This is a genomic window from Streptomyces sp. NPDC085927 (assembly GCF_044540975.1).
Lineage (GTDB): Bacteria > Actinomycetota > Actinomycetes > Streptomycetales > Streptomycetaceae > Streptomyces > Streptomyces hirsutus.
Window position 1 is genome coordinate 570,737 of record NZ_JBITSN010000004.1, and the last position, 19,286, is coordinate 590,022.

A 19,286-nucleotide genomic window follows, 5' to 3' on the forward strand; every position below is an offset into this window, starting at 1 on the left:
TGGTCCGGGAAGTGGAAAGCCCTGGCTGGACGGGGGAAACCAGCCAGGGCCGCACAAGGTGGTCAGGGAGGACGGTCGTCGACTCCGTCACCACATATGTGTGAACGATAAACCATCTCTCGGGGCTCGTACCGCCGGAATCGGGTCGGGTGACCCGTTTCACTCCGAGGGGGTGGTCGCCGCATCCGCCGAGCCGGCCCGCTACCCCGGTGCTCCGGTGCTCCGGTGCTCCGGTGCTCCGGTGCTCCGGTGCTCCGGTGCTCCGCAGAGATGACAATCGCTCCGGAACGGGTCGAAAGGTTTGCCGGTGCCATGAGGGGTGAGCCGGAAGGGGGTGACCTTTCTCATCGAACAGGGAGCCGAACAATGTGCCAGGAGCACATGTTTTCAGCCGACATGAAGCAGCCCGCCGTGGAACCGCTCGCCGGGGAAGGGCTGTCCACGGAACCGCCCGGCACCGTCCGGTCCGCACTCCGGCGCCCCTACCGGCCGGCCCAGGTGCGTGAGGCCGTGCAGCGTGCGGTGTGCGAACGCTGCCGCGCCACGCACACGCCGTGCGACACCGACGCCCTCGCGGACGCCCTGCTCGTCGCCTCCGAACTCACCACGAACGCGATCCTGCACGGCGGCGGCATCACCGACGTCAGGGTCGACGTCGCCGGCCCCGGCGTACGGGTGTCGGTGAGCGACCGCAGTACGGAACTGCCCGTCGCCCGGCCGGCGGCCGGGCCGCAGGGACGCCTCACGCCCGGCGGTCACGGCTGGCCCATCGTCTGCCTGCTGTCCCGCGACATCCGCGTCCGGGACCTGCCCACGGGCGGCAAGTGCATCAGCGCGCTGGTCCCCCTGCCCTGAACTGCGACCGAACCCTTTCCCCGGTTTTGTGCAGCGAAGCGGAGTTTGCGCCACCGGGCACAGGGCAGTCGGAGGGTCGTGCCTCGGACCGACGGCGCACCGGCGGGAGAGGCATGGCTGCTGTGGTACTTCCCCCGGACGTCCTCACAGCGGCCGCCCCACGGTAGATCCCCCCACAACAACTGTTCGGGAGCGAAACCGCATGCTCATAGACACGCCCACCGACCGCCCCGACACCTCCGCCCCCACGGCCGCAGCACCTCGCAGGCGGCACGACGACGCCCCCGACACCGCCGCCCTGTTCACCCGGCTGGCCTCCCTGGAGGACGGCCCCGAGCGGGACGCCGTACGCGACGAGCTCGTCACCGCGTGGCTGCCCATGGCCCACCGCATCGCCGGCCGTTTCCGCGACCGCGGCGAATCCGTCGAGGACCTGCGCCAGGTGGCCGCACTCGGCCTGGTGAAGGCGGTGGACCGCTTCGACCCGGACCGCGGAGCCTTCGAGAGCTACGCCGTCCCGACCATCACCGGCGAGGTCAAGCGGCACTTCCGGGACCGGATGTGGGCCCTGCGGGTGCCCCGCCGCGTGCAGGAACTGCGGAACAAGGTACGGATCGCCCGACGGGACCTCACCCAGACGCCCGGCAGTCCCGAACCCGCTCCGGCGGACATCGCCCGGCACACGGGACTGACCGAGGAGGAGGTCACGGCCGGACTGGAGGCGTTGGAGAGCTTCAGCACCCTGTCGCTGGACGCGGAGATGTCACCCGACGACGACGGCTACAGCCTGGCCGACACTCTGGGCACCTCGGACGCGTCCTACGACATCGTGGTCGACCGAGAGTCCGCCAAGGAGGGCCTGCGCCGCCTGCCGGAACGCGAGCGCACCATCCTGTACATGCGCTTCTTTGAGGACATGACACAGAGCCGCATAGCCGCCCAGCTGGGGATCTCCCAGATGCACGTCTCCCGGCTGATCAGCCGGAGCTGCGCCCGGGTACGGGCCGACGCCATGGGCGGCCGCGTGAGGGGAGCACGGAGCCGATGAGTGAATCCGAGATTCCGCCGGACGACGGACGGCCCGTGGACGTCTACCTGGACCTCTTGAGCATCCGGATGGACACCGAGGACTACCGCCTGCTCCTCCGCGTGGTGGAGCCGGTGCTCCGGGCGATCGAGGAGCACCGGCTGTCCGGTCTCGACCTCGCCCTGGACGGCGGTGACGAGGAACTGCCCCAGGAGGTCCGCGACGAGGCCGCCCTCGTCATCGCCACGGCCGTCACCGGACGCATGGACAACGAGGTGGTCGAGCTGGAGGTCGACGAGAGCGGACCGGTCAGGGTGGTCACCGACGCGACGACCGCAGCCGATCCGTCCCGTCTCGACGAGATCGCCGACTACATCAGGCAGCGCCACCGGCAGAACGACGAACTGCGCGGCATCGCGGAGGCCAGCGGCCTTCCCACCGACTTCTGAGCCGGGCAGTCACCGGCTTCCGAGTCCGGCGGTCACCGCTTCCTGAGCCCGTCACCCGTCACCCGTCACCCGCTACCCACGACGTCCGGACCTGTCGCTTCCGTCCTCCGAGCGCGCGGCCTTCACCGCTCGGCCGTCGCTTCGGCCGGCGCTCGCCAGCGGGACGCCCAGCGGGCGGGCGAGGCCCACCACCGCCTCGTCCAGCCGCTCCAGGTGCCGCAGCACCCGGCCGGTGACCCGGCCATAGCGCGACGCGCCGTCGTCGCCGGAACCGCCCAGCAGCGAGGCGAAGCTCGGCCCCGTCTCGATCCCGGCCGTGGAGTCCTCGCCCGCGACCCGGGCAGCGATCGTCGCGATGTTGCGCACGGTGCGCGCCGCCGCTCCGCGCAGCCGGGGGTCCGCCGCGATCGAGGGATGCGCCGGCAACAGCTCGGCCGTCGCCGCCAGCGAGCGCGCCTGGTACGCACAGGTCTCCAGGAGCGCCACGACGTACCGCGCGGTGTCGCGCCGGCCCCGCAGCGGAGTGACCGGATGGGTGAGCGGCTTGGTCGCGGCGCGCAGGTCGCCCAGCGCCTTGTCCAGCTCCCGCGCCCGGTCCAGCAGATCGGCGGCGGGCCCGCCGCTGAGCTGCTCGACGGCCGCCTCGGTGACCTCGGTGAGCCGTTCCAGCACGGTGCCCAGCAGCTCGTTCGTCCGCCGGTCCGTACGCACCGGCAGCACCAGGAACGCGGCGAACACCCCGCAGGCGGCGCCCAGCGCGGTCTCGGCCACGCGCAGGACCAGCACCTCCCAGCTGTAGGTGTGCAGCAGCGTGTACAGCAGCCCCACCATCGCGGTCACGAAGAACGACATCAGCGTGTACGAGAGCGGGGCCGTGTACGCCATCGCGAAGATCAGCACCAGCATCAGGGCGAACGCGGTCCAGGTGTGCCCGCCCACCAGCCCCGCCAGCGCGATGCCGGCGACGACGCCGAGCACCGTCCCCAGCAGCCGCCGGTAGCCCTTGACCAGGATCTCGCCCGTCGACTCGGTGTTGATGAAGACGAGCCAGCAGGTCAGCACCGCCCAGTGCCAGCCCTGGGAGGACAGCAGCTCACCGCCGGCGATGGCCAGCGACGACCCCACGGCGACCTGGACGGCGGCCCGGGTGGTGGGCCGCCGCAGCCCCTTGGCCTCCTCGGCCGGCTCGCCCTCCTCGACGGCGTCGATCGCGGCGTCCTCGGCGTCCATCTCCTCCCGGGACCGGGCCGTCGCGGGGGTGTCGTCCGACTCGTCCTGCGGGCCGTCCAGAGCGATCCGCAGGCCCATCACCGCGCGGGACGCCTCGCCGATGGCCCGGAACACGTCCTGGAAGGCCGGGGAGCAGGCCGGCAGGTTCTCCTCGTCCCGGTAGGAGAGCAGCCGGTTGCGCACATGCGCGATCGACGTCCCCTCCACCCCGGGCCCGGCGTGCAGAATCTGGGTGCGCAGGGAGAGCAGATCGCGGCGCAGCGCCGCGGTGGCCTCGTCGGGCGCGGGTGTACGGCCGGCCTCCGGGGCGGGCGCGCCCGGAAGATGCAGGGTCAGCGTGTCCGCGCGTTCGGCGCTGCGGGCGGTGAGCAGCAGCAGGCCGAGCCGCTCGGCGGAGATCTCGGCGTCCGCGATCCGGCGCTGCACCAGCCGTGCCGACGACGCGTCGGGGGTGCCCCGCTCCAGCCGGGTCTGGATCATCAGAGCCGTCTCGTGCAGCCGGGCGGTGCCCGTGCGGACGTCCGCCAGAGCCTCGTCCGCCCCGGCGCCGTCGGCGTCGAGCAGCGCCAGCTGCGCCGTCACGAGCTGCGCCAGCCGGGCACGGAAGGCCTCCCGCAGCCGCGCGAGGAGCCCGGCCGGGGTCACCGGGACGACGGCGAACCGCATGACGGCACTGCATCCGAACGCGACGGCCAGGGCGGCCCAGATCCCCGGCAGTCCGTCGACGGACGCGCCGACGAACAGGGACACGAAATAGACCTGGAAGGCGATCAGCCCGAGCCCGGTCCCGCGGTCGCCGAACCGGCGGGCGTACACCGCGCAGAAGATGAGGACGACGAAGAAGAGGTCCCCGGCAGTGGTCCGCTCGCTCAGCACCGCGGACAGCGACACGGACACCATCGCCACCGGCAGACCGAGGGCGAGCGTGACGGCCTGGCCCCCGCGCCGCTTCTCCCGGATGGCGAAGTTGGCGACCGCCGCGGTCATCGCCCCCGCCACCAGTTGGGTGACACCGGCCCCCGCCACGGCGAGCACGGCCAGCGTCAGCGCGAGGGAGCCCACCATCCGCAGCCCGGCCGTCATCCGCAGCATCCCGGGATCGGACGCCGCCAGGCGGTCCCGCAGCCGCGTCCGTACCGAGAACCCCGCCGCCTTCACGCCGCCGCACACTCCCCGTAGCTCGCGTTGATCGGAATGCAAGCATGGCACGTGCCGCCACTGATCCACCGGGGGGCTCCCACCAGCCGGAACACCGGCCGGGCACGGCCCGCGGAAGGTCGGAGCGGCCGCGGGAGCCGGGTCACCGCACGGCCAGGCCCGCCTCCTCGACGTGCGCCCGCACCTGCTCCGGAGTCAGATAGACGTCCGTGTACTCGAAGTCCCGCAGCTTGGCGGGCTGGCGGGCCTGGAAGCCGGTCCGTACGAAATCGTCGCCGGCGATCGAGTTCAGCAGCCAGTTGGTCATCACCCTCGTCTTGGCCACATTGGTGCGCAGCGCCGACCAGTGGTATCCGCGGGCCGCCACCTGGGCGGGCAGGCCCCGCAGCTCCACGCCGAGCGGCTTGGAGACGGCGTCGGTGCCGCCGAGGTCCACGACCAGCCCGAGGTCCCTGTGGTGGTACGGCTGAAGCGGCCGGCCGGTCAGCGTCGCGATGATGTTGTCGGCCACCTGCCTGCCCTGCCGCATGGCGTGCTGCGCGGTCGGCGGGCACACCGCGCCCTCCACACCCTTGGCGTCGTCGGGCACCGCCGCGGCGTCACCGAGAGCGAAGACCCCGTCCTCGCCCGGCAGACACATGTCCGCGGTGACCGCGAGCCGTCCGCGCACGGTTTCCGCGCCGAGCGTGGCGATCAGCGGGCTGGCGACCACGCCGGCCGTCCAGATGAGGGTGCGGGTGGGAACCACCCGGCCGTCGGTGAAGGTGACCTCCGTCGGCCCCGCCTTCGCGATGGAGACGCCCAGCGAGATCTCGATGCCGCGCCGGGTGAGGATCTCCTGCGCGCTGCGCCCGAGCTTCTCGCCCAGTTCGGGCATGAGCTTCGGCGCGATGTCGATCAGATGCCACTTGATCAGGCCCGGGTCCAGCCGTGGGTAGCGCTCGACGGCGGCATGGGTCAGCCGCTGCAGGCAGGCCGCGGTCTCGGTGCCCGCGTAGCCGCCGCCGACCACCACGAACTGCAGCCGCGAGGCCCGCTCGGCCGGATCCTCGCTCGCGTCGGCGAGATCGAGCTGGGCGATGACGTGGTCGCGGATGTAGGCGGCCTCGGCCAGTGTCTTCATGCCGAACGCGTGGTCCGTGAGTCCGGGGATGTCGAAGGTGCGGGTGACGCTGCCGGGGGTCAGCACGATGTAGTCGTACGGCTCGTTGACGATCCGGCCGGTGATGCTGCGAATGACGCAGACCTTGGCCTTCAGATCCACGCCGATGGCACCGCCCGGGATGATCCGGGTGCGGTACTTCGCACTGCGGCGCAGCGACACGGCGACCGACTGCGGGGTCAGCACACCGGAGGCGACCTGGGGGAGGAGCGGCAGATAGAGCTGGTAGGAGATCGGTGTCACCAGGGTGATCTCGGCATCGCCGGGGGAGAGTTTCCGCTCCAGTCGGCGGACGCACTCCACTCCGGCGAAGCCTGCGCCCACCACCAGGATCCTGGGTCGTGTCACGGTGTTCATCCCTTTCTGCGGCTCCACACGGTCCGTCCCGAACGCCGACGCCCCTTCACCTGCCCCCGGACCACCGCCCCGCACCTCCTCGATCGCAGCGCATCACGATCGCGACAGCGCTCCGGGCCGGGTCCGGACGCCGATCCGGCACGCGCACACGTTCGGCACCACGATGCCCGCACCGGTGCCGGAGCGCACCGGGAGAACCGTGGTGCGGGCGGGGCCGCGGGTTCCCGCGCCCCGTACGGTGGGTGCCCGGCCACCGGGCGGACACACCCGAACGCCGACCGGCGACCTGGGGAACCTGTGGGACCTTGAGGGAGGAGACCGGCGGGCGGCGATCAGCCCTGCAGGTGGCAGAGCAGCAGACAGACGTCGTCGTCGCGCTCGGAGTCGCTGAGGAGAGGATTCAGGATCCGGTCCGCCGCGTCCTCCAGGTCCGTGTCGAGTTCCGCGGGGCCGAACGAGCCGAGCGCGGCCGAGAGCCGTTCGATGCCCGGATCGATGCCCTCGGCACGGCGCTCGACCAGTCCGTCCGTGTAGAGCGTCAGCGTCGAGCCGGGCCCCACCTGCTCGGTGTGGTCGGCGATCTCCTGCTCCAGAGGGATGCCGAGCATCGCACCCGGCTTGGCGTCCAGGATGCGCACCCGCCCGTCGGGCAGCCGCAGCACCGGCGGCGGATGCCCCGCGGCAGCCCACGTCAGCGTGGACTCGTCCGGGTGGAACCGGGCGATGACCGCTGTGGCGTACAGATTCGGCTGGAGCCGGTGCAGGAACTTGTGCAGCCGGCTCAGCAGCCGGCCGGGACTGCCGTCGTCGACGGCGTAGGCGCGCAGCGCGGTGCGCAACTGGCTCATCATCACCGCCGCGTGCAGCCCGTGCCCGGTCACGTCGCCGATGACCGTGATCAGACTCCCGTCCGGCCGGTGGAAGGCGTCGTACCAGTCGCCGCCGATGTTCATGCCGTGGGTGGCCGGCAGATACCGTGCGGCCAGACTCAGCCCCGGCGTCGTGGGCAGTTCGGTGAGCAGGGCGCGCTGCAACGTCTCCGCGATGTCCCGGTTGTGCTCGAAGCGGCGGGCGTTGTCGATGGCGATGCCGGCCCTGCGGGTGAGCTCGATCAGCATCACCGCGTCGTCCGGATCCCAGCGCTCACCGGGCGGCGACAGCGTGAGCACGCCCAGCGGCGCCCGGTGCGTCAGCAGCGGGACGCACAGCAGGGGCCGGTCGGGGTGGAGGACGGAGGGCGGCTGGTCGTCCACGCCGCGCAGCCCCCCTGGATGATCGGCGGCGTACTGCGGCCGACCGGTGCGGGCCGCGCGCACCGTCGCGGCCGGGCGGGGCAGGGGGCGGTGCGGATCGTCCTCCTCGTCGAACAGCCAGATGCCGACCTCGGCCGCGTACCGCGGCACCAGCAGTTCGGGCAGCCGGCGCACGATCTCGCCGTGGTTCAGCGAGGTGTTCAGCACGGCGCTGGCGTCCGCCAGGAAGGTCAGCCTGCGGCGGGCGTTCTCCGCCTCGTTGCGTGCCCGGCGCTCGGCGGCGAAGGCCTCCCGCTGGGCGCGGCCCGCCGCGTCGAGTTCGGCGTGCAGGGCCAGGACGCCCTGGTTGGTCTGGTGCAGCTCGTCCCGGTGGAAGGCGACCAGCGCCTCCTGCTCGGCGAGCCGGTCGAGCACCAGGGCGGTGTCCGCGTCGGCGCTCATCAGCGCCTGGGACAGGACCACCGGATCGTCACCGGGCACCATGTCGCTGTCGCTGTCGCTGTCGCTGTCGCTGTCGCCGGTGCCGCCCGGCCGGTCCGCCCCGGACAACGGGACCGTCGTCTCCCATCGTGTTCCTTCTCCGGCGGCGGACGCGTCCGGAGGGGGCGCCAGTACGGCGTGCAGCGCATCCCCGCCACTGCCCGCGCCGCACACGCCCAGGGTGAGCCGCCAGGTGCCGCCCTCGGCGAGGCACTGCCGCAGCCGGGCGCCGAGCGCCGCGGCCAGGCGGGCCCGCTCGAGGGCCGGGACCCCGTGGCGGGCGGCAAGCCGCGCGGCAGCCGCACGCGCGGCTGCCGCATCGGTCACGCTGTCGATCTGCCATGTGTTCGTCATGGATGGTCCGGTGGTGAGGAGGTCATGACGGCCACCGCGGTGTCGTCCCGCACCGGACGGGCGGCGCTGCCCGCGTCACGGATCACCTTGGCGGCCGTCACGGCCGGGTCGGCCGCCGCCGTACCCGGGTCCGACGGCGGGGTCCAGCGGCTGGGCAGGCCGTCGGTGTGCAGGACCAGCACGCTGTCGGCGGACCACGCGAACTCGTCCTCGCGAATGGTGCCGGGCCGGTGGACCCCGACGATGCCGGGCCTGGAGAGCAGGGCCCGCCACCGGTCGCCCTCCCGCACCCGGGCCCCGATGTTGCCGATCCCGGCGAACCACAGCCGCCCGGACCGGGCGTCCAGCTGGGCCACCGCGACGGCCGCGCCCCGGGTGGCGCCCAGCTCCGCGTGCATCAGGCGCAGCATCTCGGCAGGGCCGAGATGGGGCCGGCCGCGCACCGCGTCCACCGCGGCGGTCGAGGCGCGGGCCGCCTCGGGGCCGTGACCCAGCCCGTCGGCCAGCATCAGGGTGTGCCGGTCCCCGGACCTGACCCAGGTCCAGGCGTCCCCCGAGTGATCGGCTCCGGCGTAGGGGACGTTGACTCCGCCGGCACGGATCACCGGCACCTGCGGACCGCCGTCCCGGCCACCCCCGTCGGGCGCCGGGGGCGTACCGTGCCCCACGCGGGCCACCGCCACCGTGCCCCGGCCGAGGACGCTGTGCAGGCCGAAGTCGTCCGAGAGCCGCCGGCAGGTGCCGAGGCCCGCCCCCAGCGAGCGGGTCGTGCTGAACCCGTCCCGCAGCGCCCCGGCCACATCGGCGATGCCGGGCCCGTGGTCGATCGCCGCGATCTGTACGACCCGGCCCTGCCCGCCCTCGCGCAGCACCGGCGGCTCCACCACGTCGACGAGTACCTCACCGTCCCGCGCGTGCTTGAGGAGGTTGGTGGCGAGCTCCGTGGCCACCAGGGAAACGGCCGCGGTACCCCGCTCGTCGAGACCGGCCAGGGCCGCCGCGTCCTCGGCGGCGACGCGGACGTCCCGTATGCGGGTGGAGTCCCGCACCGGCACGTCCCAGACACGGGGCATCAGCCCTCCTCCCGTGCCCGGGGCGGCCGGTTCACCCACGAGGTCACCCGCACCGTGGTCCCCGACCCCTCCGCACTCTCGACCTCGAACTCGTGCACAAGGCGCCGGGAACCGCCCAGACCCATCCCCAGCCCGTCGCCGGACGTGAAGCCGTCACTGAGTGCCCGGTCGAGGTCGGCGATGCCCGGCCCGTTGTCACTGAACGTCAGCCGCAGCCCGTGGCCGAACCCGGCGGTCACCGGGGCGACGTCCATCTGTCCGCCCCCGCCGTGCACCAGGGTGTTGCGTGCCAGCTCGCTGGCCGCGGTGACCAGCTTCGTCTGGTCCACCAGACCGAAGCCGAGCAGGGCGGCTGCCTGCCGCACGTGCTGGCGCACCCACACCAGGTCCATGTCCGAACGGATGGGCAGGCTGGCCTCGATCTCCGAGGCGGTGGACATCACGCACGCTCCCGGCGCATACCGCCCGCGTGCGACAGCACGACGGGCTGCTCGAGCAGTGCCATCGCCGCCTGGGCGTCGAGCGCGGTATGCAGCCCCGGCAGTGTCAGGCCCAGTTCCACCAGTGTGATGGCGACCGCGGGCCGCATTCCGGCCACCACGGTCCGGGCGGCGAGCAGTGAGGCCTGCGCCGCGATCTCGGCGAGCACCCGCCCGAGAAAGGAATCGACGATCTCCACGCCGGAGATGTCGATCACCACCCCCGTGACCCCGGCGCTCACAATGGTCTCCGACAGGTCCTGCTGCAGTTGCTGAGCCGTACTGTCGTGCAGATCGCCCTGGAGGGTCACCAACAGAATGTCGCCAAGTCTCAGCACCGGCACGTGTCCCGCTCCGGGGCGGGAGTACGCCTCGTTCACCGGCGGACCGCACTGCCGGCCGCGGGACTCGAGACGGCGACTCCCAGCTCGTGCAGGCAGTAGCCCAGCGCGTCGGCGAGGCTCGCCCGGGTGAGTACGGAGCCGAGATCGAGGCCCAGGTGGACCATGGTCTGCGCGATCGCCGGGCGGATACCGGAGACGACGCACTCCGCGCCCATCAGCCGGGCCGCCGCGACCGTCTTCATCAGGTGCTGCGCCACCAGCGAGTCGACCGTCGGCACCCCGGTGATGTCGAGGATCGCGAACCGCGCGTGCTGGTCGACCACCGCGTTCAGCAGCGTCTCCATCACCACCTGACTGCGGGCGCTGTCGAGCGTCCCGATCAGCGGGACCGCGACGATCCCGTCCCACAGCCTGATGACCGGCGTCGCCACCTCCATCAGCTGCAGCTGCTGCCGGTCGATGAGCGCCTGCCCCTCGCTCAGTGCCGTCTGCATGGCCACCACGCGCAGGGTACCCATGAGCGTGCTCAGCATGGTCGCGCAGGCCCGCAGCTCCTCGACCGGCCTCTCCTCCAGTTCGGAGGCGAGGAGATTGTCGACCGGCGGCCACAGGGCGGCCAGCTCGTTCGACACCTGCGTGATGGACAGCCCCGCCCGGGAGCGGGACGCGCTCATCCGCGCCAACTGCTCCCGCACACCGGTGAATCCGGCGGCGTCCGAGTCCTCCACCCGCTGCGCGTCGGCGACTTGGGCCAGGGCGTCGACCACTGCCTTGCCGGCCTCGACCGCTTCGTCGCGGGAAAGGGTGAACACCGTACGGAACAGGGGCTCGTCCGCCCACCGCTGCGCGATCTGCTCACGCCTGCGCCGTAGGAAGTCCCTGACCTCGAGCGTCGGCGTTCCCAGCGGTCCGCCCGCTTCGTGCTCAGGCACCTGTGTCTCCTCGTCTTCGTTTCCGCACCGATACCGCGCCGGGCCACGAAAGGGTGCCGGGACCCGGCCGGACGACCACTCTAACGACGCCCCGGACCTGCGCGGCATCCTGTGCCGGAGTCGGGGTCCCGCAAGGTGGCGGGCGCCGCGCGCCGGGCACCCGGGCCCGTGCGAGAGCCGGGGAGGTCCGGCGCGACGATGCGCCGGACCTCCCCGGGCTCGGCTCAGGACTCCGGTCGTCCTGTCTCCGGCTGCTGTGACCCACCGGGCGTGGCGTCGACCCGCTCCAGCGCCTCCTCGGTGCTCTGGGACACCGGGACCGTGATGCTCACGCCGGTCAGGTCCAGGATGCGGCGTACCGCGGGCGTGGGGGAGATGATGTGCACGCTGCCCGGCAGTTCCCGGGCTTCCTGGTAGACGCGCAGGATGATGTTCATTCCGGACGAGTCCATGAAGGGGACCGCCGCCAGGTCCAGCAGGAAGTGCCGGCGCCCGTGATGGAGCTGGTTGGCCAGGTGATGCTGGAATTCGGTCCCGGTGTCGGCGTCCAGGTCGCCCTGCACCGTGAGCAGGGCGACATCCTCCCGGACCACGGTCACCTCCACGGACAGCGGGTTCAGGGCCATGGACACACATACCTCCCACATCGAGCCGACGGCCGGGTCCGGCCGTACGCGCAGGCGCCTACCCCGGGATCACCACGTCATGCCGGTCCGTGCGTGCAGGTCCGGTGGGCGGGACTTTCGGGACAGGCCTGGACCTGTGCAGGTTTTGTGTCTTCGCCGGCCGAATGCGCTCGCTCCAGGAGGGTAGTTGGCTGCTGTGGAGACGGACGGAGCCGGAGAGCGGGTCCCGCCCGCTCCGGGATCGTCATCACAGGGGAGGCGAGGAACAGCGTGCCCACGGACAGCATCTGGTCATACGCGCCGGAGCTGGGTCCCGCCCAGGGGCAGGATCCGGACCTCACGGGATACACCGTCGTCGCGAGCGACGGCAGCACCATCGGCCATGTGGACCGGCAGGCCGACCATCACGGCATGCGGCACCTGGTCGTCGACACGGGCGTCTGGGTGTTCGGCCGGAGTCTCCTCGTACCGGTCGGCGTCGTCGCCGCCGTCGACACAGGTGACCGGAAGATCACCGTGTCCTGCACCAGGCCCGAGGTGAAGGCCGCGCCCCGGTTCAGGACCGACAGCGAGACCATGGACCCGGGCTACCTCACGACGGTCGGCGACTACTACTGGGCGCTGACGCGGCCCGGGCCCCCGCCCGAGCACGCTCCCGGCGCCCCGGCCGGATGACCGTCGCCCGGTGATTCCCGCACCGGGCGCCGGCCGGTGGTCCCCGTGCCGGACACCGGCCGGCACCGTACGGAACCCGGCGCGGGCGTCACCGGGGCGGACGGCCGTCACCAGGGCAGGAACACATGGATGTCCTTGCCGTCCGCGGTGCCGACCACGCTGACCTGATCGCACAGTGTGTGGATCAGGTGCCAGCCGATTCCGCCCCCGCCGTGGCTCGGCCTGAAGGGCCGGGGCGCGGGCTCGGTGGTGCTCGTGTCGTGCATCACCACATGCACCCCGTCGAACGTCCTGCGCAGCCGCAGCCGGAACGGTCCCGGCGCGTACTGGACCGCGTTGGCGGCGAGTTCCGTGACCACCAGGAGGATGTCGTCCCAGTGCTCCGGGGCCGTCGGCGGAGAGACGCGGGCCAGGTCGAGGAGGAACTCCTCCGCCACCAGGCGTGCGTCGGTGACGTCGTGCAGCTCCCCGATGAAGCCGACGACGCGTTCCATGATGTTCTCTGCGGCCAGTGACCTGTCCCTGTGCGGCTCGGATGCCATGTCGCCTTCCCTGCCCCGGCTACCACGGGCCAGTCATTCCTGTGCTGTGCGTTCCTTCGTTCTCCTGGTCTGTGGGTTCCCGGGCCGCCGGACCCTACGCGCCCGTATCCGTGTGAGCCGGGGGTGACGTGCACGTCACCCCCGGCGGTCAGCGGAAGACGTTGTCCGAGTCGTCCCAGACCGAGGGCTCCTCCGGGAACGGCTCCCGCTCCGGACGCGAACGGGAGTGGTACATCGCGTCGATCTCCAGGGCGTAGCGCCGCACGATCTCGTCCCGGCGCAGCTTCATCGACGGCGTCAGCAGCCCGTTGGTCACGTCGAACGGCTCGGGCAGCACCCGGAAGACCCGGATCGACTCCGGACGCGACACACTGCTGTTCGCCGCGGTGACCGCCCTCGCGATCTCCTCACGCAACGCGTTCTCCTCCCGGGCCTCGCGCGTGGGCGCGTCGCCCGGCAGCGAGAGCGCCCCGCGCCAGTGCGTGAGGAACTCCGGGTCCAGCGTGATCAGTGCCCCCACACAGGGCCGGTCGTCGCCCACCACGACGGCCTGGTGGACGAGTGGGTGCATCCGCAGCCGCTGCTCCAGTGCCGCGGGCGCGACGCTTTTGCCGCTGCTGGTGATGATGATGTCCTTCTTGCGGCCGGTGATCGTCAGATAGCCCTCCGAGTCCAGCCGGCCGATGTCCCCCGTGGCCAGCCAGCCACCGGCCAGCGCGGTCAGGGTGGCGGCCTCGTCGCCCGCATAGCCCTGGAACACCGACGGCCCGCGCACCAGGATCTCCCCGTCCTCGGCGACCCGGATCTCGCTGCCCGGCAGCGCCCGCCCGACGGTGCCGGACTTCTCCCGGCCGAGCGGCTGCATCGTCACTCCGCCGCCGGTCTCGGTGAGCCCGTAGCCGTCGTGGACGTAGATGCCGATGCCCTCGTAGAAGAGGGACAGATCGCGGCTGAGGGTGGAGCCGCCCGAGGTGGCCCTGCGCACCCGGCCGCCCAGCGCGGCCCGCAGCCTGCGGTACACCGTCCGCTCGTACAGCGCGTGCTGCAGCCGCAGGTCGAAGCCGGGCCCCGAGCCCCGGCCCAGCCGCTGCCGTTCCACGGCGGCGGCGAAGTCACGGGCCGTGTCGGCGGCCCGCTCGAACAGGGCCCCGCGGCCCGCCTGCTGCGAGGCGCGCAGAAAGTTCTTGTAGATCTTCTCCAGCAGCGAGGGGACCGCGTACAGATAGGTGGGCCTCAGGGTGCGCAGGGCCGAGGACAGGGCCTCCGGGCCGAGATCGGGCTCGTGACCCATCAGCAGGCCGCCCCGCACGCACAGGCCCTGGATCATCAGCCCGTACACGTGGGAGAACGGGAGGAAGGCGAGGACGACCGCCTGCTCACCCGGCTCCGCGGCCGTATGGGCCCAGCCCTCCAGCAGGGTGTCGCAGGGGGCGGCCAGGTTGCGGTGGCTCAGCGCGCACCCCATCGCCTGCCCCGAGGTGCCGGACGTGTAGGCGATCACCGCCGTGGAGTCCGGGAGCACGATCCGGCGCAGCGAGTCGACCGTGGCCGGCGGTATGTACTCGCCGCGCGCCACCAGCTGGTCCAGCGCACCCGAGTCCAGCTGCCAGACGTGCCGCAGCCGCGGCAGCGCGGCGCACACGGACCCGACGGTCATCACGCCCTGCTCGTCCTCGACCACCACGGCGACGCATCCGGAGTCCCTGAGGATCCACTCCACCTGCTCCCGCGACGAGGTCGGATAGATGGGGACGACCTCGGCGCCCACGGTCCACAGCGCGTAGCACAGGACCGTCCACTCGTAACGGGTCCGCGCCATGATCGCCACACGGTTGCCCGGGGACAGCCCGGAGGCGACCAGTCCCTTGGCCAGGTCGACGACCTGGTCGCGGAACTCCAGCGCGGTGACCTCCTCCCAGGACGCGGAGGCCGGATCGGCGCGGCGGGCGAGCATCGGCAGATTCGGGCTCTCGGCCGCCGTCTCGAAGAGGCTGTCCGCGAGGCCGCCCGTCAGGGGTGAGGCGGCCTGGGGAGCGAGAGCGAGGTCGCGCATGCACTGCTCCTGACATGTACGGGCTGTGACTCGGCCGACGAGCGGAGTCATCGGCGGTGCCTGAATGTAGCCGAGCCCGAGCGCTCCGGGGCCGGATCGCCGGAACTGTGGCCACACTGATGATCACGCCGCCCCGGCAGCCCGGTCCTGCCCGTACATTCCGCCCGTATCCCCTTCCCGCTTCCTCTCCCGCTCCTCCTCACGCCTTTCGCCCCGGCATTCCGCCGGTACGCCCCGTACCCGCGCCGGTTGCCGTCCGGACGCGGGTACGGGGCGGGGCGGGAGAGCCCGCCGGGCCTCACAGGTCGTGCGGCACCAGCCACACCGTCGCGAGGGGCGGGAGGGTGATCCGGAGACTGCCGTCCTCGGGCTTGACCGGACCCGGGTTGGTGACGTCACCGCCGCCGTAGCGGGCCGCGTCCGTGTTGAGGACCTCCCGCCAGGCGACCACGTCCTCGGGCACCCCGAACCGGTGGCCGTGCCGGACGACGGGGGAGAAGTTCGACACCGAGAGCAGCGGCCGGCCCCCGGAGTCGTACCGCAGGAAGGCGAGCACGTTGTCCTCGGCCGCGTCCACCGACACCCAGCGGAACCCGGCCGGATCGGTGTCCCGCTGCCACAGCGCGTCCGTAGCCCGGTAGCGGGCGTTGAGGTCGCGCACCAGGTCCTGTACACCGCGGTGGTCGCCCGCGGAGTGGTACGCGTCGTCCAGCAGCCACCACTCCGGTCCGTGCTCCTCGGACCACTCGGCGCCCTGTGCGAACTCCTGGCCCATGAACAGCAGTTGCTTGCCGGGATGGGCCCACATGAAGCCGAGATAGGCCCGGGTGTTCGCCCGCCGCTGCCACCAGTCGCCGGGCATCTTCGACACGAGGGCCTGCTTGCCGTGCACGACCTCGTCGTGGGAGATCGGCAGGACGTAGTTCTCGCTGTAGGCGTACACCATCGAGAACGTCATCTCGTGGTGGTGGTACGTGCGGTGGACCGGCTCGTGGCTCATGTACTGCAGCGAGTCGTGCATCCAGCCCATGTTCCACTTCAGCCCGAACCCCAGGCCGCCGGCGTCGGTGGGCCGGGTCACCCCGCCCCACGCGGTCGACTCCTCCGCGATCGTCACCACTCCCGGGCACCGCCGGTACACGGTCGCGTTCATCTCCTGCAGGAACGCCACCGCCGCCAGGTCCTCCCGGCCGCCGTGCACATTGGGCTCCCACTCGCCGGAGTCCCGTGAGTAGTCCAGGTAGAGCATCGAGGCGACGGCGTCCACGCGCAGCCCGTCGATGTGGAATTCCTGGCACCAGTACACGGCGTTGGCGACCAGGAAGTTGCGTACCTCGGTCCGGGCGAAGTCGAACGTGTACGTCCCCCAGTCCGGGTGCTCCGCCCGCCGGTCGTCCCCCGGTTCGTACAGCGGGTCCCCGTCGAACCGGGCCAGCGCCCAGTCGTCCTTCGGGAAGTGCGCCGGCACCCAGTCCATGATCACCCCGATCCCGGCCCGGTGCAGGGCGTCGACCAGGTACTTGAAGTCGTCCGGGGTGCCGAGGCGGGCCGTGGGCGCGTAGAAACCGGTGACCTGGTAGCCCCAGGAGGGGCCGTAGGGATGCTCGGCGACCGGCATCAGCTCGACATGGGTGAAACCGAGGTCCTTGACGTAGGCGGGCAGCTGCTCCGCCAGTTGACGGTACGTCAGCCCCGGTCGCCAGGACGGCAGATGGACCTCGTACACCGAGAACGGCGCCTCGTGCACGGACACCTGGGCGCGGCGCTTCATCCACGCGGCGTCGTCCCACGTGTGGTGCGAGGCCGTCACGATCGACGCGGTGTTCGGCGGTTCCTCCGCGAGGCGCGCCATCGGGTCGGCCTTGAGGGCACGCCCGCCGTACCGGGAGTGCACCTCGAACTTGTAGCGGGCACCCTCGCCGATCCCCGGCAGGAACAACTCCCACACGCCGGACGAGCCGAGCGAGCGCATCGGGAACGCCGTGCCGTCCCAGCAGGTGAAGTCGCCCGCGACCCGGACGCCCTGTGCGTTGGGCGCCCACACGGTGAAGCGGGTGCCGGTCACCCCCTGGTGGGTCATGGGGTGCGCGCCGAGCGCCGTCCACAGTTCCTCGTGGCGCCCCTCGCCGATCAGATGCAGATCCAGTTCGCCGAGCGAGGGCGGCATCCGGTACGGATCGTGCACCTCGGCGGCGTCCTCGTCGCCGTACGCCACCGCCAGCGTGTACGCGGGGACCGCGTCCAGCGGCAGCACCCCGGAGAAGAGGCCGTCGCCCTCCGAGGCGAGCGGGGTGCGCTCGCCGCCGATGACCACGCTCACCGTACGCGCGAACGGCCGCAGCGCCCGGAAGGCGATGCCGTCCGGCACCGGGTGGGCGCCGAGCAGCGCGTGCGGATCGTGGTGGGCACCCGCCAGCAGGCGCCCCCGGTCGACGGGGTCGAGGGCAGGTGCGGTCCGGTACGTCTCCGGGGCGGACGGGACGGACCCGGCCGACTCGGGAAGCGGTGTGTCGTGCAGGGCCACGGCTCAGTCTCCTCTCACGGCGAGGCGCTCGATCGCCGCCATGGGTACGGGCAGCCAGTCGGGTCGGTGCCGGGCCTCGTACAGCACCTCGTACACGGCCCGGTCCGTCTCATAGGCGCGGAGCAGGCCGTGCTTCTTGCGCGGGTCCCAGCCGGCGCGGGCCGCGTAGCCCGCGCAGTAGGCCTCGCGACAGCGGCGCGCCCACTCCGGGCGCCAGGGGCGGCGCTGGCGGGCGGCGTAGTCGAACGAGCGCAGCATCCCGGCGATGTCCCGCAGGGGGGAGTGGGCGCTGCGCCGTTCGGAGAGCGGCCGGGACGGCTCGCCCTCGAAGTCGATGACGAACCAGTCGCGTCCGGCCCGCAGCACCTGCCCGAGGTGCAGGTCGCCGTGGATGCGCTGGGCGGGCGGCCCGGGATCGCAGGTCGCGAGTGCGGAGAACGCCGCCTTCAGACCGGGGACGAACGGCTGGAGCACGGGTACGGAGTGCGCGGCGGCCGTCAGGTGTTCGGTCATCCCCTCCGCCGTCAGCCGGTTCTCCCCGGGGCCGCCGACGGGGAAGGCCGCGCCGAGCGCCAGATGCACGTCCGCGGTGGCCCGGCCGAGGGCGTGCGACTGCGTGGTGAAGTCGTCGCCGGCGGCCAGCGCCTCCAGGGCCAGCGTCCAGCCGTCGGAGGCGTTGCGCAGGAACGGCTGGAGGACGCCGAGCGTCGCCTTGAACGGATGGGTGGTGCGCAGCCAGGCCACCGGAGCGGGCACCCGGTGGCAGCCCTGCCGTGCCAGGGCACCCGGCACCTCCAGATCCGGGTTGACCCCGGGCTGGATCCGCCGGAAGACCTTCAGGATGAACTCGTCGCCGTACACCAGCGAGGAGTTGGACTGCTCGGCGTCCAGCAGCCGCGGCACCAGCCCGGAGGGCACCCGCCGGGCCGCGTCGCCCTCGAACCGCAGCGGGCCCACCACTCCGGGGTGCCGCAGTCGTTCCAGCAGCAGCTGCGCCGACCGTGGATCGTGGAGCGCGTCGTAGACCGTGCGCCCGGCCAGTGGCCCGTCCTGCACCCTGCCGATGACCGCCCGGCCCAGGCGCGGTGACGGGTGCTTCCGTACGCCGAGGAGGAGTTGGTAGCAGTCCCCGGCCCAGGGAGTGTTCCCGGGAGAGGGCACGCCGCCGTGGCCGGCGTGGACCAGCAGATGCAGACAGCCGGGGAACAGCTCCGTCATCGACAGCACGTGGAGGTCGGTGACGGGGCGGTCCTTGCCGGCGAACCAGCGCTGCTCCGGCAGCCACTCGCGCAGCAGCCCGGCGAACGACTCCATGGGTTCGGCGATCGCGCTTCGCGGGCGCAGGAATGCGGTCTTCGTCATGGTGACGCCTCCTCTCGTCGGCGCACGGTCACAGTCGCCGGCCGATGCGGGTGCGGGCCGCGGCTCGGGTGAGCCGGAACCAGTAGAAGCCGTGGCCTCCCAGGGTCAGCAGATACGGCAGTTCACCGATGGCCGGGAAGCGGACGCCGCCGAACAGCTCGACCGGATGGCGTCCGTCGAACTCACGCAGGTCGAGCTCGGTGGGCTGGGAGAAGCGGGAGAAGTTGTTGACGCAGAGCACCAGGTCGTCCTCGTGCTCCCGCAGGAAGGCGAGGACGGCGGGATTCGTCGACGGCAGTTCGGTGTAGGTGCCCAGGCCGAAGGCGGGGTTCTGCTTGCGGATCTCGATCA

17 protein-coding genes are annotated in these 19,286 nt (G+C 72.2%); 4 read left to right on the plus strand and 13 right to left on the minus strand.

From position 1 onward, the window contains the following. The first annotated feature begins 366 nt into the window (after positions 1-366). The 3 genes from ACIF80_RS14505 to ACIF80_RS14515 all read left to right on the plus strand — a co-directional run bounded on the left by ACIF80_RS14505 (position 367) and on the right by ACIF80_RS14515 (position 2,331). The gene (locus ACIF80_RS14505) at positions 367-855 is read left to right on the plus strand and encodes an ATP-binding protein (RefSeq protein ID WP_399803863.1); all 489 of its coding nucleotides are present in this window, start codon (positions 367-369) and stop codon (positions 853-855) included. A gap of 202 nt (positions 856-1,057) precedes the next feature. Beyond that, entirely contained in the window at positions 1,058-1,903 is an 846-nt protein-coding gene (locus tag ACIF80_RS14510; RefSeq protein WP_399803865.1) for a SigB/SigF/SigG family RNA polymerase sigma factor, read from the plus strand. Then, positions 1,900-2,331 carry a hypothetical protein gene (locus tag ACIF80_RS14515; RefSeq protein WP_042172336.1) on the plus strand — a complete coding sequence of 144 codons (432 nt, stop codon included), beginning with the start codon at positions 1,900-1,902 and terminating at the stop codon, positions 2,329-2,331. Before ACIF80_RS14510 ends, ACIF80_RS14515 begins: the two co-directional genes overlap by 4 nt. 72 nt (positions 2,332-2,403) lie before the next feature. Here ACIF80_RS14515 and ACIF80_RS14520 read toward each other — a convergent pair whose 3' ends face one another. The 8 genes from ACIF80_RS14520 to ACIF80_RS14555 all read right to left on the minus strand — a co-directional run bounded on the left by ACIF80_RS14520 (position 2,404) and on the right by ACIF80_RS14555 (position 11,785). Further along, positions 2,404-4,719, minus strand: coding sequence for an FUSC family protein (locus ACIF80_RS14520; RefSeq protein WP_399803868.1), 2,316 nt, complete (start codon positions 4,717-4,719; stop codon positions 2,404-2,406). A 142-nt stretch (positions 4,720-4,861) separates the two neighbouring features. Then, complete coding sequence (locus tag ACIF80_RS14525; RefSeq protein ID WP_399803871.1) at positions 4,862-6,238, minus strand: NAD(P)/FAD-dependent oxidoreductase; 1,377 nt, start codon at positions 6,236-6,238, stop codon at positions 4,862-4,864. Between the two features lie 332 nt (positions 6,239-6,570). Beyond that, positions 6,571-8,325 carry a PP2C family protein-serine/threonine phosphatase gene (locus ACIF80_RS14530; protein ID WP_399803873.1) on the minus strand — a complete coding sequence of 585 codons (1,755 nt, stop codon included), beginning with the start codon at positions 8,323-8,325 and terminating at the stop codon, positions 6,571-6,573. After that, a complete protein-coding gene (locus ACIF80_RS14535) occupies positions 8,322-9,398 on the minus strand; it encodes a SpoIIE family protein phosphatase (protein WP_399803876.1) in 1,077 nt (358 codons plus the stop codon). The genes ACIF80_RS14530 and ACIF80_RS14535 overlap by 4 nt, the downstream gene beginning before the upstream one ends. After that, complete coding sequence (locus tag ACIF80_RS14540; RefSeq protein WP_399803878.1) at positions 9,398-9,838, minus strand: anti-sigma regulatory factor; 441 nt, start codon at positions 9,836-9,838, stop codon at positions 9,398-9,400. Before ACIF80_RS14540 ends, ACIF80_RS14535 begins: the two co-directional genes overlap by 1 nt. Next, positions 9,838-10,257, minus strand: coding sequence for an STAS domain-containing protein (locus ACIF80_RS14545; protein ID WP_399803880.1), 420 nt, complete (start codon positions 10,255-10,257; stop codon positions 9,838-9,840). The genes ACIF80_RS14540 and ACIF80_RS14545 overlap by 1 nt, the downstream gene beginning before the upstream one ends. Further along, positions 10,254-11,153 (minus strand): STAS domain-containing protein, encoded by a 900-nt coding sequence (locus ACIF80_RS14550; RefSeq protein ID WP_399803882.1) that lies wholly within the window; start codon positions 11,151-11,153, stop codon positions 10,254-10,256. The genes ACIF80_RS14545 and ACIF80_RS14550 overlap by 4 nt, the downstream gene beginning before the upstream one ends. Before the next feature lie 224 nt (positions 11,154-11,377). Beyond that, positions 11,378-11,785: an STAS domain-containing protein gene (locus ACIF80_RS14555; protein WP_399803885.1), complete on the minus strand. Its 408-nt coding sequence runs from the start codon at positions 11,783-11,785 to the stop codon at positions 11,378-11,380. Between the two features lie 264 nt (positions 11,786-12,049). Here ACIF80_RS14555 and ACIF80_RS14560 point away from each other — a divergent pair, with 264 nt between their 5' ends. Continuing rightward, complete coding sequence (locus tag ACIF80_RS14560; RefSeq protein WP_399803887.1) at positions 12,050-12,454, plus strand: PRC-barrel domain-containing protein; 405 nt, start codon at positions 12,050-12,052, stop codon at positions 12,452-12,454. 107 nt (positions 12,455-12,561) lie between these two features. Here ACIF80_RS14560 and ACIF80_RS14565 read toward each other — a convergent pair whose 3' ends face one another. From ACIF80_RS14565 to ACIF80_RS14585, 5 genes are all read right to left on the minus strand, one after another. Then, entirely contained in the window at positions 12,562-12,996 is a 435-nt protein-coding gene (locus ACIF80_RS14565) for an ATP-binding protein (protein WP_399803890.1), read from the minus strand. A gap of 148 nt (positions 12,997-13,144) precedes the next feature. After that, the gene (locus ACIF80_RS14570; RefSeq protein WP_399803892.1) at positions 13,145-15,049 is read right to left on the minus strand and encodes an AMP-dependent synthetase/ligase; all 1,905 of its coding nucleotides are present in this window, start codon (positions 15,047-15,049) and stop codon (positions 13,145-13,147) included. 298 nt (positions 15,050-15,347) lie between these two features. Then, positions 15,348-17,573, minus strand: coding sequence for a 1,4-alpha-glucan branching enzyme (gene glgB / locus ACIF80_RS14575; protein ID WP_399803895.1), 2,226 nt, complete (start codon positions 17,571-17,573; stop codon positions 15,348-15,350). Between the two features lie 3 nt (positions 17,574-17,576). Continuing rightward, positions 17,577-18,935, minus strand: coding sequence for a maltokinase (locus ACIF80_RS14580; protein WP_399803897.1), 1,359 nt, complete (start codon positions 18,933-18,935; stop codon positions 17,577-17,579). Positions 18,936-18,963: 28 nt separating this feature from the next. Then, positions 18,964-19,286, minus strand: a 323-nt coding sequence (locus ACIF80_RS14585) for an alpha-glucosidase C-terminal domain-containing protein (protein ID WP_399803900.1), incomplete at its 5' end; no start/stop codon positions are given.

Coding starts and splice junctions, on each gene's coding strand:
- ACIF80_RS14510 (WP_399803865.1), top strand. CDS start 1,058: ATGCTCATAGACACGCCCACCGACCGCCCCGACACCTCCGCCCCCACG.
- ACIF80_RS14535 (WP_399803876.1), bottom strand. CDS start 9,398: ATGCCCCGTGTCTGGGACGTGCCGGTGCGGGACTCCACCCGCATACGG.
- ACIF80_RS14515 (WP_042172336.1), top strand. CDS start 1,900: ATGAGTGAATCCGAGATTCCGCCGGACGACGGACGGCCCGTGGACGTC.
- ACIF80_RS14565 (WP_399803890.1), bottom strand. CDS start 12,996: ATGGCATCCGAGCCGCACAGGGACAGGTCACTGGCCGCAGAGAACATC.
- ACIF80_RS14530 (WP_399803873.1), bottom strand. CDS start 8,325: ATGACGAACACATGGCAGATCGACAGCGTGACCGATGCGGCAGCCGCG.
- ACIF80_RS14525 (WP_399803871.1), bottom strand. CDS start 6,238: ATGAACACCGTGACACGACCCAGGATCCTGGTGGTGGGCGCAGGCTTC.
- ACIF80_RS14540 (WP_399803878.1), bottom strand. CDS start 9,838: ATGTCCACCGCCTCGGAGATCGAGGCCAGCCTGCCCATCCGTTCGGAC.
- ACIF80_RS14570 (WP_399803892.1), bottom strand. CDS start 15,049: ATGCGCGACCTCGCTCTCGCTCCCCAGGCCGCCTCACCCCTGACGGGC.
- ACIF80_RS14580 (WP_399803897.1), bottom strand. CDS start 18,935: ATGACGAAGACCGCATTCCTGCGCCCGCGAAGCGCGATCGCCGAACCC.
- ACIF80_RS14505 (WP_399803863.1), top strand. CDS start 367: ATGTGCCAGGAGCACATGTTTTCAGCCGACATGAAGCAGCCCGCCGTG.